This is a genomic window from Clostridium sp., assembly GCF_030532265.1.
Classification (GTDB): domain Bacteria; phylum Bacillota; class Clostridia; order Clostridiales; family Clostridiaceae; genus Clostridium.
The window spans coordinates 18,556-33,575 of the sequence record NZ_JAUNLM010000022.1; the positions used below are offsets into that span (position 1 = coordinate 18,556).

Genomic DNA, 15,020 nt, shown 5'->3' on the forward strand with positions numbered 1-15,020 from the left:
TATTATGAATTACTACTAAATTACCGATATCATAAAAATAATACATAATTTTTTAATTTCATAAACAATATAATATATTTTCTTTAAAATAACACAACACTCTATTTATATTGAATTTAAATAATAAATAACTTATTTAAGTTTATAACAATTCTTACTTAAAATTAATAAATAAACTATGCTTTAAATAAAAACTCTTAGTAATATATAAAAAATCATATATTACTAAGAGTTTATTATAATTTTATACTAAAAATAACTATCCTCAACTCTATTACTTTCTGATATATTAACATCAACATTTATTCTTAAATCTATTTTTGATAATATATTTTCAACTTGAAGTTTTGGATATTTCATCTCTAAAAGCCTTTCAACTTGTAACACATCAACTTGACTGTTTGAAAATCTTTTAAAAAATTGCATTAAATATTGTTTAATGTTTGCTTCTTCATTTCTCTTAAGCTCTTTAAGTGATTCTTCAGTTACTATAAACCTTCCTTGTGATTCAGCAATTACAGCATTTATTTTTATATCTTTTGTTAATATAACTTCATCATCCTTATATTCTATATCTGTTTTAGTATTACTATTTAATATTTCTAAACTTAAATAACCATCTTTCATCTGCGGATTTTTAACTTCCAAAGTGCCCGTTTTTATTCTATTTGTTAAAAAGTTATAGCTCATACATTCAATAACGTCTATTCTTTCTACCATTTCAGTCATTCTCATAAGAACACCACCTGAAAGCTCTACTCTTTCATCTAATACATCTTTTCTAATGTCTAATCCTCCAAGTACTGTGTAGTTATTTCCTACCTTTGATTCAACTAAATAATCATTTATATTAGTAGTTATTGCTCTTGGATTAGTTTTATTTTTTTGAACTAACTCACTTAAAAATACCCCTAGATACTCTTCATCACTTGAACTTATTTTTATTAATTGTTCAACATCTCCAAAAAACACAAAAACATATGGCTTAACTTGGAACTCTTGATCAGTATTTATTAAACTAAGATATTTGTTTATTCCATCTCTTGCAGCCTTTTCTGTAAATATTATTGCTCTATTTTGAGTGAAGTTAACCTTATAACTTGATGCCATATTTATACTTCTTATTGCCTCAAAAGCAGTTCTTCCAGTACCTTTATATATTATTCTTTTACCTTTATCAGAACTTTCATTTGCATCTCTATAAGGCTTTACACAATCTAAATAAATTAATACATCTCCATTATCTGCTATATCAAATATAGCACAAGTTGTGAATGTAGCTGTATTTATTTCTTTATAATTAAAACAACCTGTCAATATAATTGGAATAAGCAAAATAACAATTAAAACTTTAAAACTTTTTCTTAATACTGTCATAATCTCCACCCTTTCCAATTATAGTTTTTGATATTCTACTTAATCTGCCTCTATATAATAAATCTTTAAATTTAAACTCCTCTAAACTTCCTAATGGGAATAAATATGGATATCCTGTACTCTTTAAATCTGCCAATATAGTAAGGAATACTATAAAGCATAAAAATACACCAGGTAATCCATATATAGAACCAGCAATAACAAAAATTATAGACCAAATTGATACTGCACCATAAAGCTTTGGAATTAAGAAATAACTCAAAGAACTAAGTGCAACTACAATTATAGTTATTCTAGATGCAATTCCTGCACCAACTGCCGCATCACCTAAGATAAGTGCTGCTACTATACTCATTGCCCCTCCAATTGGCTGTGGAAGTCTAAGACCAGCTTCTTTTATTATTTGAAATGCAAACATCATCATGAGCACTTCAACGATAGTTGGAAAAGGTACCCCAGCTCTTGATACAGCGAGCCTAAACAAAAATAATGACGGTATAAGCGCAAAATGATATGTTATTATTGCAACATAAATTCCTGGTACAAATGTAGCGAATATAAATGCTAAAATTCTTAATCCTCTTGTAAAGTTAGCAAAAATTCTATTTATATAATAATCATCTGGCATTTGAAAATTCTCTACAAAAAAATATGGCACTGTAACTACAAATGGAGTTCCATCTACTAATATAGCTACTCTTCCTTCCATAATCTTTGCTGCTACTTCATCAGGCTTTTCTGTATATCCAGTTGTGTCAAAGAGAGAATTATTTTCTTTGAGTTTACTTTCAACATAGTTTGTATCTAGTACAAAATCTAAATCCATATCGTTAACACACTTTTTTACATAATCTATTAAATTTTTAGGAGCTATTCCCTTTATGTAAGCTACACAAATAACAGTCTGACTTTTTTCACCAACATAAACTGGTTCAAACTTAAGATCAGGATTTTTAATTTTTCTTCTTATTAATGCAATATTATCAACAAAAAGCTCATTAAACCCTTCTCTTGGCCCCTTTATAACTGATTCAGTAACTGGTATGCCAATACCTCTTCTTACATATCCCTTTACCTCGCAATAAATCATTTCTTCATAGCCTTCAATAAATATTACAATATCTCCTGAAACTATATGAAGCATAGCATCATCTATATTTGTTTTATCCTTTACATAATTTGCAATATTTATCTCAAGTACATTAGTAATAAGTTCATCTAAGTTATTGCAAGGAACTCTTTGAGCTCTTATTGGCGCAACAATATAATCACTTATAAACTGAGTACTACACAAATTATCAATAAATACTAAAGTCATTTTACCAAGCTCGCCGTTTATCTCTCTATATTTAACGTCAAAGCTATCCTTAAATCTCTCTTTTATTATTTGTAAATTTTTATCCATAAGCATCACCTAAAAATATTATTCCTCTATAAATGTTTAATATTCATTATTTTGCTAATACTATACTTGAATATGGTAAGTTATAGTTTTAGAGGTGATTAAATGAATAAAATATCAAGTAAACATTATATATTTCTCATACTTATAGTTTCAGCAATAAGTCTTAGAAGTTATTCTTCTATATTTATAGATTTAGGTGATAGAGACACTTGGGTTGCAGCAATTATAGCTGGAATTATTTATATAGCTTTTTCATTTTTTATTTTTTATGTATGTAAGAAAACTGATACTTTTGACTTCAAAGAAATATTTGAACTTACATATCCTAAAACATTAAGTAATATTTTTATATTTTTATTTTCATTACATTTATTTATAACATCAGTAGAAACAGCTGCAATACAAGCTGATTCAATTCATACAAATATATTTTTAGAAACTCCAGTTTGGTATTCTTTATTATTGTTTATAATTCCAACTGCTTATTTAATAACAAGAAGATTAGATACCATTATGATTGTTGTAATAATATCTTGTGCTTTTATATATATTTCAGTTTTCATAGTAGAAATATTTACATTTAAATATATAAAGCCACAGCTTTTATTACCAATTATGGGCTATGGAATTAGTAAAAAATTTATATATGCAGTACTTCTTATACTTGGTTCATTTGCTTCAACTGCAATAACATTTCCATTTTTAAAATATATGGATAAAAAAAATAAATTTTTAAAATATACAACTTTAACTAATATTTTTGTTGTTTTTATTGTAGTTATAAGTATAGCTGCAGCTATTGGAACTTTTGGACCTCTTAGAGCTTGTAATATTTATTATCCAGAATTTATAAGAGTACAAAGAATTCAAATTAACGGCTTTATAGAATTTGGAGATTTATTTTTTATAGCTAAAACAGTATGTATATGGACACTTAAATATACCCTTGCTGTAATAGCAATAAGACATATTTATTCAAATATATTTACTAACAAAATTTTATTTTCAATTATATATTCAATTTTAGTATTTGTATTGGCTCTTCCTTTAGCTAGACATCATTACTTATTATTTGATTTATTAAAATTATATAAGCTTATTTCATTAATTGTATTTTGTCTTCTACCATTTGTAACATTTTTAATTTATTATATTAAATGGCGTAAAAAACTTATTCCTGACATAAAATCTAAAAATACAAATAAAAATATAACTTAATATATACAAATTGACATTAATATATATGCCCCCTATAATTTTATATATAACTAAAATTAAGGAGTGACGCACTATGGAAAATAAAGATGCTAAGAAAGTCATCTTTAGTGGAATCCAACCTTCTGGTGATCTTACATTAGGTAATTATCTAGGAGCTATAAAAAATTGGGTTAAGCTTCAAGATGAATACAATTGTTATTTCTGTGTAGTTGATTTACATGCTATAACAGTACCACAAAAACCAGCAGATTTAAGAAGAAGAACTTTAGAACTTCTTTCAATATATTTAGCATGTGGCATTGACCCTGAAAAGAATACTCTTTTCATTCAATCTCATGTACCTGCACACTCAGAATGTGCATGGCTTTTAACTTGTAACTCATATGTGGGTGAGCTTTCAAGAATGACTCAATACAAAGATAAATCAAAAAAAGCTGGAAATTCAGTAGGAACAGGATTATTTACATATCCTGTACTTATGGCTGCTGATATTTTACTTTATCAAACTGATTTAGTTCCAGTTGGAAAAGATCAAATTCAACATTTAGAGCTTACAAGAGATATAGCTATAAGATTTAATAACAATTATAGTGAAACATTTAAGATTCCTGAAGGATATGTTCCTAAAACAGGTGCTAAAATAATGAGTTTACAAGAACCAACTAAGAAAATGTCAAAATCTGATGATAATCCAAACTCATTCATATTATTAATGGATCCACCTGATGTTATAAGAAAGAAAATTTCAAGAGCTGTAACAGACAGTATCGGAATCGTTAATTATTCAGATGAACAACCTGGAGTTAAAAACTTACTTAATATACTAGCTGCAATAAATAATGTAGAACCTGAAAGTTTAGTTAAAAATTATGAAGGTAAAGGTTATGCAGATCTAAAAAAAGATGTAGCTGAAGCAATCATTAATGAATTATCTCCAATTCAAGATAAAGTTAAAGAACTTATTAAAGATAAGAAAACTCTTGAAGCTATATATAAAGAAGGAGCTAATAAAGCTTCATATATAGCTAATAAAACTTTAAGAAAAATGCAAAAGAAAATTGGATTTATTCCTAGATAAAAAAAGAAGTTAAAGCAATATGCTTTAACTTCTTTTTTTAAAACTAATTCTATTTAAAACTAATTCTATAAATCTTTATTTAAAATCAATTTTCAATTTATATTATTTTATAAAATTAATATAAATGACATGCAACTAAGTGATCTTTCTTAACCTCTTTTAATATAGGTGTTTCACTCTTACATATATCCTTAGCAAACTTACATCTGCTTGCAAATCTACAACCTGGTTTCGGATTTATAGGACTACTTATTTCACCTTCAAGTTCTATTCTCTTTTTCTCACATTCACTATATTGTGCAACTGGTATAGCAGACATAAGAGCCTTAGTGTATGGATGAAGTGGCTCTTCATATAATTCATTACTATCTGATAATTCCATTAAGTTTCCTAAATACATTACTCCAACCTTATCTGATATATGTCTAACCATTGATAAATCATGAGCTATAAAAAGATATGTTAAATCCATTTTTCTTTGAAGCTCAATAAGCAGATTAACAACTTGTGCTTGTATTGATACATCAAGAGCTGATATAGGTTCATCACATACAATAAACTTAGGTTCAACAGCAAGTGCTCTTGCTATTCCTATACGCTGTCTTTGTCCACCTGAAAATTCGTGTGGAAATCTTGATGCATGCTCTTTATTAAGTCCAACAAGATCTAAAAGCTCATATATTCTATTTGTCCTTGCTTGACCTGTATAAAGTTTATGTATATCAATACCTTCTGCTATTATATCTCCAACTGTCATACGTGGATTTAATGATGCATAAGGATCTTGGAATATCATCTGTGCAAATCTTGCATGCTTTCTTCTTTCCTTATTGCTTAACTTGCTCATATTAACACCATCAAGCAATACTTCTCCATCAGTTACATCATAAAGACCTATTATTGTTCTACCACATGTAGTTTTACCGCATCCTGATTCACCAACTAAACCTAATGTCTCACCCTTATTTATAGTAAAGCTAACTCCATCAACTGCCTTTAATGTTTTTCCTTTTCCTACATTAAAATACTTTTTTAAATCTTTAACTTCTAATAATACTTCTTTACTCATTAGCTTTTCCTCCTATCTTTAAAGGTGATACAACCTTTGGAGCATATTCATGCATAAGCCAACAATTAACCTTATGAGATTCTGAAAGTTTTGTTTCTTCTGGCATCTCTTCCTTACAAATTTCCATTGCATACTCACATCTAGCTGCAAATGGACATCCTTTTGGTGGATTTAAAAGGTCAGGTGGTGTTCCTTCTATTGAATATAATTCAGCTTTATGCTCTGTATCTAGAGTAGGCATTGATCTTAAAAGCGCCCATGTATATGGATGTTTTGCATCCTCAAATATTTCTTTTACGCTTCCTCTTTCTAATATTACTCCAGCATACATAACTTGAATTTTATCAGAATGTTCTGCAACAACTCCTAAATCATGAGTTATTAATACAACAGCTGTTTTAAATTTTTCTTTTAATTTATCTATAAGCTCCATTATTTGTGCTTGAATAGTTACATCAAGTGCTGTAGTTGGCTCATCAGCAATTAATACCTTTGGATGACATGCAAGTGCAATTGCAATCATCATTCTCTGTCTCATACCACCTGAAAACTCAAATGGATATTGATTTATTCTAGTTTCAGGATTCGGAATATTAACAAGCTTAAGTAGCCTAATAGCTTCTTGTTTAGCTTCTTCGCCCTTTAATCCTCTATGTATATTTAAAACCTCAATTATTTGCTTCCCAAGCTTCATAGTAGGATTTAAAGAAGTCATAGGATCTTGGAATATCATTCCTACATCCCCACCTCTTAAACTTTGAAGCTCCCTTTTATTTAAACTTAATACATCTTTTCCGTTACATATAATTTTAGAATCTTTATCTACTTCTGCTGGTGGTGTTGGTAATAATCTCATTATTGATTTAGCAGTTATACTCTTTCCACAACCAGATTCTCCAACTATTGCTAGAGTTTCTCCTTCTTTTAAATCAAAACTAACACCTCTAACTGCTTGAACAACCCCAGCGTAAGTTTTAAACCTTACTTTTAAATCTTTAACTTCAAGTACTTTTGACATCTCTCTACCTCCCAAATCAAGAACCATTATTACTGTCTAAGCTTAGGATCTAAAGCATCTCTTAATCCATCACCTAATAAGTTAAACGCAAGCATTGTTATTGCAATTGCTAATGATGGGAATATAAGCTGACTTGGGTAAAATTGCATTACTTGTTGTCCAGCTGATGCCATAGCACCCCAACTTGTTTGTGGTGGTTGAATTCCAAGTCCAATAAAACTTAAAAACGCTTCTGCAAATATGTAACTTGGTATATCAAAAGTTATATATACAATAATAATCCCTAAAGTATTTGGAATCATGTGTTTCATTATAATTCTAAAAGGACTAGCACCTAAAGTTTTTGCTGCCATAACATACTCTGACTCTTTAAGTTGCATTACTTGTCCACGAACCATTCTTGCAATACCTGTCCATCCTGTTATACAAAGTGCAATTAGAAGAGGTAATATACCATTTCCAAGTCTTATAGCTATTAATATAACAACAATTAAATATGGAATTCCACTTAAAACTTCCACTATTCTCATCATTATGCTATCTACTTTTCCACCAAAATATCCACTTACTCCTCCATATATAATTCCAACTACACATTCAATTAAAGTACCAACAAAAGCAATAATTAATGATACTCTTCCACCAATCCATAATCTATCAAATAAATCTCTTCCTAGATTATCAGTTCCAAACCAATGAGAAGCTGAAGGTCCTTGGTTCATAGCATTTATATTTTGAACCATATAATTATCACCTGCAATAATAGGTTGTATTATACACATAAGTATAAGTACTATTAAAATAATTAATGAGCTTAAAGCTACTTTATTTTTCCTAAGCCTTCTCCAAGCATCTTGCCAATATGTTAAGTTTGGCCTAGCTATTTGTTCTGCTTTATTTTTATCTATACCAACAACTTTAAACTTTTCTCTAGTTAATTCAGCCATATTTCCCCCTCCTATTTACCCTCTAATTTAATACGTGGATCTACGACACTATATAAAATATCTACCATAAGAAGTGATAATATATAAAGAGCTGCAAAGAATAATGTCAGTCCCATAATCACGTTATAATCCTTTGTATATATTGCATCTACTAATCCATTACCAATACCAGGAATAGCAAATATTCTTTCAATAACTACAGTTCCTGTTATTATTGTAGCTATTTGTGGTCCAAGTATTGTTATTATTGGTAACATAGAATTTCTTAAAACATGTCTAAAAGTTATTGCCCCAAAAGATAAACCTTTAGCCTTTGCTGTTAATATATAATCTTGTCCAAGAACATCTAAAACTGAAGTTCTCATATATCTTGCATAAGTTGCTATACTACTAAAACTTAATGCTATTGTTGGTAATATTGTAAACTTAAATCTTTCTAAAAATGGAGTACTACTACTAAACCAACCTGCAATAGGAAGTCCACTATTTCCTCCTACAGTACTTTGTATTAAAGTTGCAAGAACAAAGCTTGGAATAGAAACTCCAAGTATTGCAATAAACATAACTACATAATCTATTGCTGTATTTCTCTTAAATCCTGCTATAATTCCAAGCAACACACCTACTACTAATCCTAAAAGTACTGATTGAACTCCGACTCTTGCTGATGCTGGAAATCTATCTTTAATTATTTCTCCAACCCCAAGTCCTGGAGTTACAAAAGAATCACCTAAATCTCCTTTAACAAGATTCTTAATGTATAGCACATATCTTTCTGTAATTGGCTTATCTAATCCATATTTAGCTTCCATAGTCTTAAGTACTGACTCTGGTAATTTTTTAGCTTGTGCCCTTACAGGGTTTCCTGGCATACTATTCATTAAGAAAAATGTAGCTGATACTATAACAAATAAAGTTATTATCATTAATCCTAATCTTTTTAAAAGATATCTAACCATATATTTTGCCCCCTTATTTATTTAGCTTATTCTATATATGCCCATCTTAATTGATAATTTCCACCAAACTTTGGATATTGCATTCCATGAACATATTTCTTTTGGAATGAATGTATATCTAAATAATATGTTGGAGCTACTGCTGGATTTTCAGCAACTTCAATTTTTTCTATTTCTTTATACATATCAAGCCTTTTATCAATATTTATTTCTGTCTGTAATTCTTCTAATAACTTATTAACCTTAGGATCATTATACTTTCCATAATTACTTCCATTTTTTGCCCCATATAAATCTAAGAAAGTCATAGGGTCATTATAGTCTGCACCCCATCCAGCCATTGCTATATCAAATTCTCCTGAATCTTCTTTTCTTAAGAAATCTGAAAAATCTGCTGGTATTGAAAGTTTAATATTTACTCCAATTTTATTTTTCCAAGTATTTTGTAAATATTCTCCTAAGTTTTTATAACTTGAACTACTTCCTTGAAGTAAAAAGTTTATATTATATTTTGAAGGATCTGGATCAAGTCCTAACTCTTTTAATCCTTCTACAAATAATTTTTTAGGATCTTCTTTTATTATTTCTTTCAATGGTTCTTTAACTTTTTTTCTATAATTCATGTCTCCAACTACAATTCCATCTGGAACTAATCCATAAGCTGGAACTCCACTTTTTAATATATCTTTTGTATATTCTTCTCTATTTATAGCTATGGATAAAGCCTGTCTTACTTTTGTATTTTGTAATATTTTATTTGACTTAAAATTAAATTGATTATAGAAAACAGTTGGCATTACACCACTTACTTCATCCCATTTATTTTCACTAACTCCTTTTTGAAGTTCTTTTATGTATTCACCATTAACCTTAAACATTACATCAAGCTGACCACTTAAAAACATTTGATATTGTGTATTTGCTTCATTAATTTGAGTTAAATTTACTTCATCTAATTTAATGTTTTTTGCATTCCAATAGTTTGGATTTTTAACTAATTCAACTTTAGCTCCTCTTTGCCAATTAGAAATCATAAATGGTCCACTAAATACTAATCCTTCTTCTCTACTTCCATATTCTTCACCTTGCTTTTCAACCACATCTTTTCTTTGTGGTGCTAAAGCTGGAAATGCTACTAATTGAGAAAAATATGGAATTGGATTTTCAAGTTCTACAACTAAAGTTTTATCATCTGGTGTTCTTATTCCAACATCTTCTGCTTTTGCTTTTCCATTAAAATAATTTTCTCCATTTTTTACACCAAATAAAAAGAATGAATATCCAGCTGCAACATTAGGATCTAACATTCTCATCCATGCATATTTAAAGTCTTTTGATGTAAGATCTTTTCCATCACTCCACTTAAGACCATCCCTTAAATGAAATGTATATGTTTTTTCATCTTTACTCTTTTCAAAAGATTTTGCTGCTCCAGGCACTGGCTTATCATTATCATATACTAATAATGTTTCCTGAGTATTTTGAGATATGTTAAAAGACTCAGAATCAGTAGCCTTTACAGAATCCATAGTTTTAATTGCCCCAGTTGTTAAATTTAACTTTTTTAAATTTTTAGATGATGTAGAACTTTTACTTCCACACCCTGTGAATAAAATTACTATTAATCCGCTAATTAAAAATGTGCTTATTGCTTTTTTAGCTTTCATACTGCTGCCCCCTTTTTATATATTCTATCAAAAATTTAAAGAAGCAATTTTATATTTTTAGTAAACTTTAAACACGATTAATAAATTATTAAATAAATGCTTATTTTTTTATCATTTCGTTATATGTACACATATAATATACATATGTACTTCACCCGTTTACTATACGTTTTTTCTTTAATATTCCATTGAAAACTTATCCAAATTTTTAAAAATTTAAAAATGGCTATATCCTTCATTTTAAAGGGATAATAGCCATTTTATATATAATATGTAAATGTAAATGTTAACTAATATTTATATATTTTTTGGTTGTTTTATTCGGGATTTTTTAATAATTAACATTTGTTAGTTAATTTTATTATTTTTTGATTATTTGTAATTTTACTTTAGTAAAAATATGTATAAAAAACCTCTATTTATTAATAATTTGTTTCTAATTAACATTTTAGAAACATTATTATTTATATTGATAGTTTATATGTATATTCTTTATCAAAAAGTACTATATATTTAAATAAAATAATTAAAATATTAAACTTTAATATATATTTCTACTTATCTGTTTATTTATATAAAAAAGCTATTATGAAATAAATCAATAATTATTTCATAATAGCTTTTAGTTTATACCTTCTATTCATGTTACTTTTTAAAAGTATTATTTTTTATTTTGTTTATATTTTTAATTTATATTTATTTAAGAACTTCTTCCCAGTCTTTATTTTCTAAATAATCTAAAAGCTGATTTCTTAACTCATCTTTCTTAAGTCCAAACTCTATTGTAGCTTTTAAGAAACCAAACTTATCTCCAACATCATATCTTCTACCTTCAAAGTCATAAGCATACATAGCTTCTTGAGAAATTAATGTTTTTAAAGCATCTGTTAATTGAATTTCTCCGCCTTTTCCTGGTGCTGTATTTTCTAATATTTCAAATATTTGTGGAGTTATTATATATCTACCAAGAATAGCTACATTAGTTGGTGCTTCTTCTTGTTTTGGTTTTTCAACTAAATCCTTTACTTTGTATACTCTATCTTCAATATGAAGTCCATCAACTATACCATATTTTGAAACATCTTCTTCTGGAACAGTTTGAACTCCTAATATTGATGTTTTATATTCATCAAAGCAATCCATAAGTTGTTTTAAACATGGCTTTTTGCTATCTACAACATCATCCCCTAATAATACTGCAAATGGCTCATTGCCAACAAATGTTTTAGCACAATGAATAGCATGACCTAATCCCTTAGGTTCTTTTTGTCTTATATAATGAATATCAACCATATCTGATATATCTCTTACAAGTTCTAAAAGTTCATCTTTTCCTGATTTCTCAAGTTCCATTTCAAGTTCTACTGATTTATCAAAATGATCTTCAATGCATTTTTTATTTCTACCTGTTATAATTAATATTTCTTCAATTCCTGATGCAATAGCTTCTTCTATAATATATTGTATAGTTGGTTTATCAACTATTGGTAACATTTCTTTAGGTTGTGCTTTTGTTGCAGGTAAAAATCTAGTTCCAAGTCCAGCTGCAGGTATTATTGCTTTTTTTACTCTCATTATTTATCCCCCTCTTTAGAACAATAATTTAAATATTATCTACTAAAATTATCCTAGTAAAGTTAAATTTATAAAATTTATTAAAAATACGAATTTATTATATCATAACATTAAGTTATTTTTCTATATAACTATTCATCAATGTTAAACGTTATCTGTTGATAATTTGATAATTTTTTTGCCATTATCAAATCTATATTACATCATTTCCAAAGTTTATTTATTGAATTTTATAAAATTTAATGCTAATATAGTTGATATATTAAAATGTAAATAAATAAAAAGTTTACAAACTTTAAATATATTTGATTTTACGTTAAAAAATAAAATTATATTATTTTAATTTTAAAAAGAATTTATAAAAGGAAGGTTTTAATTATGAACAAAAGAACAAAAGATTTTTTAATAGTAGGCTTTGCTCTATTTGCTATGTTTTTTGGTGCTGGTAACTTAATATTCCCTCCGTTTCTTGGTAAATCGGTTGGAAGTGAATATATATTTGCTATAATTGGTTTTTGCTTAACTGGAGTTGGACTACCTTTACTTGCTATAATTGCATGTATAAAAGGTGATGGTACTTTTGAAACAATGGCTTCAAAAATTAGTCCTAAGTTTGCTTTAATTTTCGCAACACTTTTATTTGTAGCAATAGGACCTATGCTTGCAATTCCAAGAACTGCAGCAACAACTTATGAATTAACTATACATCCATTTTTCCCAGAAGTTCCATCAATAGCTTGGATGGTTGTATATTTTGCTATAAACTTATTTTTTATATTTAGAAAATCAAGTGTTATTGATTTAATAGGTAAATTTTTAACACCTGCATTACTTATTATATTAGCTATAATTATTTTTAAAGGAATAATATCTCCAATTGATGCTATTGAAAGTACTGGAGCTACATCAGTTCTTTCAAGTTCATTCCTTGAAGGATATCAAACAATGGATGCTCTTGCAGCATTACTTTTTGCAGCAATAGTATCTGGTAATATAATTGCTAAAGGTTATAAACAAAAAGATTTAGTTCCTATGACTATAAAAGCTGGAGTAGTTGCTGCTATTGGACTAGCATTTGTGTATGGTGGTTTAACATTTATTGGAGCACAAACTGCTACTGCCGCACCAGCTGATGCAACAAAAACAACATTACTTTTATTTATTTCAAAAAATATTTTAGGAAATGTTGGTCCAGCAATTATAGGAATAGCTATGGGACTAGCATGTCTTACAACTTCAATTGGATTAATATCTGCTGGAGCATCATTCTTTACTGAAATCTCAAAAGGGAAATTACCTTATAAAGTTAATGCGTTAATTATTTCAGTAATTAGTATCGGAATTGGTTCTCTTGGTGTTGATCATATTGTAAAAATATCAGGACCAATACTTAATATATTATATCCAGTTGCTATAACTCTTATTGTAACAACTTTATTAGATAAATTCTTAACTAATATAAATGCTGTAAGACTTGGAGTTTACACTTCATTAGTTTTTGGAGTAATCGGAATAATTCCTGGAATAAACTTAAACTTTATTCCACTTGGAGCTCAAGGATTCCCTTGGCTTATTCCAACAATAGTTGCTATCCTTTTAGGATATGTAATATTTAGATCTAAATCTAAAAATGATGAAACTAATTTAAATAATTTAAATGAAATTGAAGCTTCTTAATTTTAAGAAGCTTCTTTTTAATCATTTCTTATTTAATATTAATTTTATTTTTCATTTCATTAATTAAATTATTTTTTAACTTAGAATTTATTTATAAATATATTTCTTATAAATACATAATATAATTTTGCTAATATAATTTTTAAATTTATTGCTTTTATTGTAATTTAATCGTTATAAATAGTTAACTTTACATTATTTTTTAATAATGATAAAATTTTGAATGTGTAAATTTATAATATTTAATTTATTCAAAACTTAAGTAAAGGAGGTTTTTTTATATGTCTATAAAATTAATTTGTATTGATATGGATGGAACGCTTTTAGATAATAATCATCAAGTATCAGAAGATAATAAAAAAGCTTTAATAGAAGCTAAAGAAAAAGGTATTATAATTGCTTTAACTACAGGTAGATTATTTACATCAGCTAAATATTATTCTGATTTAATAGGAATTGATGCACCTATAATTTCATCTAATGGTGCCTACATAAGAGAAAAAAAATCATCTCATGTTTTATATGAAAGACCATTATCACTTGATGAATCTTTAGAAATATATAATATATCAAAAAAATACAGTTTTAATGCTTACTTTAATACTCATGATACAGCAATATCTACTACTGAGTTTAAAGAAAATCATGCTTATAAAATTACTAATAAAAATATCCCAGAAGAAGACAAAATTAAATTTATAGTATCTAAAGACTTAACAGATACTTTAATAAAGCTTGAAGGAGATATTTTAAAATTTATCGCTGTAAATAATGAAGCTAATGATGAAGAACTTTTAAAAGCAAAAAATGAATTCCTAAGTCTTGGCAGATATGAAGTTGTAAGTTCAGGACTTAATAATTTTGAAGTAATGAAAAAAGGAACTTCAAAAGGAAATGCAGTTAAGCATTTATCAGAAATGCTTAATATAAATAAAGATGAAATAATGTGTATTGGAGATAGTGAGAATGATCTTTCTATGATAAGATATGCCGGCATTGGAGTTTGTATGGGTAATGGACTTGATTTATT

The 15,020-nt window shown here is 27.6% G+C and carries 12 protein-coding genes; 4 read left to right on the forward strand and 8 right to left on the reverse strand.

From position 1 onward, the window contains the following. Nucleotides 1–249: 249 nt before the first annotated feature. A complete protein-coding gene (locus Q4E08_RS06590; protein WP_303129513.1) occupies nucleotides 250–1,377 on the reverse strand; it encodes a Ger(x)C family spore germination protein in 1,128 nt (375 codons plus the stop codon). Continuing rightward, complete coding sequence (locus Q4E08_RS06595; RefSeq protein ID WP_303129514.1) at nucleotides 1,352–2,782, reverse strand: spore germination protein; 1,431 nt, start codon at nucleotides 2,780–2,782, stop codon at nucleotides 1,352–1,354. Before Q4E08_RS06595 ends, Q4E08_RS06590 begins: the two co-directional genes overlap by 26 nt. 102 nt (nucleotides 2,783–2,884) lie before the next feature. Here Q4E08_RS06595 and Q4E08_RS06600 point away from each other — a divergent pair, with 102 nt between their 5' ends. Together Q4E08_RS06600 and trpS are read left to right on the forward strand one after the other, a co-directional pair. Then, nucleotides 2,885–4,000 carry an endospore germination permease gene (locus Q4E08_RS06600; RefSeq protein ID WP_303129515.1) on the forward strand — a complete coding sequence of 372 codons (1,116 nt, stop codon included), beginning with the start codon at nucleotides 2,885–2,887 and terminating at the stop codon, nucleotides 3,998–4,000. 73 nt (nucleotides 4,001–4,073) lie between these two features. Beyond that, nucleotides 4,074–5,078 (forward strand): tryptophan--tRNA ligase, encoded by a 1,005-nt coding sequence (trpS, locus tag Q4E08_RS06605; RefSeq protein WP_303129516.1) that lies wholly within the window; start codon nucleotides 4,074–4,076, stop codon nucleotides 5,076–5,078. 115 nt (nucleotides 5,079–5,193) lie between these two features. Here trpS and Q4E08_RS06610 read toward each other — a convergent pair whose 3' ends face one another. From Q4E08_RS06610 to galU, 6 genes are all read right to left on the reverse strand, one after another. Next, entirely contained in the window at nucleotides 5,194–6,147 is a 954-nt protein-coding gene (locus Q4E08_RS06610; RefSeq protein WP_303129517.1) for an ABC transporter ATP-binding protein, read from the reverse strand. Next, nucleotides 6,140–7,165 carry an ABC transporter ATP-binding protein gene (locus Q4E08_RS06615; RefSeq protein ID WP_303129518.1) on the reverse strand — a complete coding sequence of 342 codons (1,026 nt, stop codon included), beginning with the start codon at nucleotides 7,163–7,165 and terminating at the stop codon, nucleotides 6,140–6,142. Before Q4E08_RS06615 ends, Q4E08_RS06610 begins: the two co-directional genes overlap by 8 nt. Before the next feature lie 29 nt (nucleotides 7,166–7,194). Then, nucleotides 7,195–8,112, reverse strand: coding sequence for an ABC transporter permease (locus Q4E08_RS06620; protein WP_303129519.1), 918 nt, complete (start codon nucleotides 8,110–8,112; stop codon nucleotides 7,195–7,197). An 11-nt stretch (nucleotides 8,113–8,123) separates the two neighbouring features. Further along, nucleotides 8,124–9,071 carry an ABC transporter permease gene (locus tag Q4E08_RS06625; protein WP_303129520.1) on the reverse strand — a complete coding sequence of 316 codons (948 nt, stop codon included), beginning with the start codon at nucleotides 9,069–9,071 and terminating at the stop codon, nucleotides 8,124–8,126. A gap of 26 nt (nucleotides 9,072–9,097) precedes the next feature. After that, on the reverse strand, nucleotides 9,098–10,738 hold the full coding sequence (locus tag Q4E08_RS06630; RefSeq protein ID WP_303129521.1) for a peptide ABC transporter substrate-binding protein: 1,641 nt from the start codon (nucleotides 10,736–10,738) through the stop codon (nucleotides 9,098–9,100). 696 nt (nucleotides 10,739–11,434) lie between these two features. Further along, nucleotides 11,435–12,313, reverse strand: coding sequence for a UTP--glucose-1-phosphate uridylyltransferase GalU (galU, locus tag Q4E08_RS06635; protein WP_303129522.1), 879 nt, complete (start codon nucleotides 12,311–12,313; stop codon nucleotides 11,435–11,437). A 378-nt stretch (nucleotides 12,314–12,691) separates the two neighbouring features. Between galU and brnQ the strand changes: the two genes are divergently transcribed. Together brnQ and Q4E08_RS06645 are read left to right on the forward strand one after the other, a co-directional pair. Then, a complete protein-coding gene (gene brnQ / locus Q4E08_RS06640) occupies nucleotides 12,692–13,990 on the forward strand; it encodes a branched-chain amino acid transport system II carrier protein (RefSeq protein WP_303129523.1) in 1,299 nt (432 codons plus the stop codon). Nucleotides 13,991–14,271: 281 nt separating this feature from the next. Then, the coding region (locus Q4E08_RS06645) for a Cof-type HAD-IIB family hydrolase (RefSeq protein WP_303129524.1) at nucleotides 14,272–15,020 on the forward strand (749 nt) is incomplete at its 3' end.

What these genes read in the sequence shown, in the direction of transcription:
- galU (WP_303129522.1), bottom strand. Translation starts at nt 12,313, where the DNA reads ATGAGAGTAAAAAAAGCAATAATACCTGCAGCTGGACTTGGAACTAGA.
- Q4E08_RS06620 (WP_303129519.1), bottom strand. Translation starts at nt 8,112, where the DNA reads ATGGCTGAATTAACTAGAGAAAAGTTTAAAGTTGTTGGTATAGATAAA.
- Q4E08_RS06630 (WP_303129521.1), bottom strand. Translation starts at nt 10,738, where the DNA reads ATGAAAGCTAAAAAAGCAATAAGCACATTTTTAATTAGCGGATTAATA.
- Q4E08_RS06625 (WP_303129520.1), bottom strand. Translation starts at nt 9,071, where the DNA reads ATGGTTAGATATCTTTTAAAAAGATTAGGATTAATGATAATAACTTTA.
- Q4E08_RS06600 (WP_303129515.1), top strand. Translation starts at nt 2,885, where the DNA reads ATGAATAAAATATCAAGTAAACATTATATATTTCTCATACTTATAGTT.
- trpS (WP_303129516.1), top strand. Translation starts at nt 4,074, where the DNA reads ATGGAAAATAAAGATGCTAAGAAAGTCATCTTTAGTGGAATCCAACCT.
- Q4E08_RS06610 (WP_303129517.1), bottom strand. Translation starts at nt 6,147, where the DNA reads ATGAGTAAAGAAGTATTATTAGAAGTTAAAGATTTAAAAAAGTATTTT.
- Q4E08_RS06595 (WP_303129514.1), bottom strand. Translation starts at nt 2,782, where the DNA reads ATGGATAAAAATTTACAAATAATAAAAGAGAGATTTAAGGATAGCTTT.
- Q4E08_RS06615 (WP_303129518.1), bottom strand. Translation starts at nt 7,165, where the DNA reads ATGTCAAAAGTACTTGAAGTTAAAGATTTAAAAGTAAGGTTTAAAACT.
- brnQ (WP_303129523.1), top strand. Translation starts at nt 12,692, where the DNA reads ATGAACAAAAGAACAAAAGATTTTTTAATAGTAGGCTTTGCTCTATTT.
- Q4E08_RS06590 (WP_303129513.1), bottom strand. Translation starts at nt 1,377, where the DNA reads ATGACAGTATTAAGAAAAAGTTTTAAAGTTTTAATTGTTATTTTGCTT.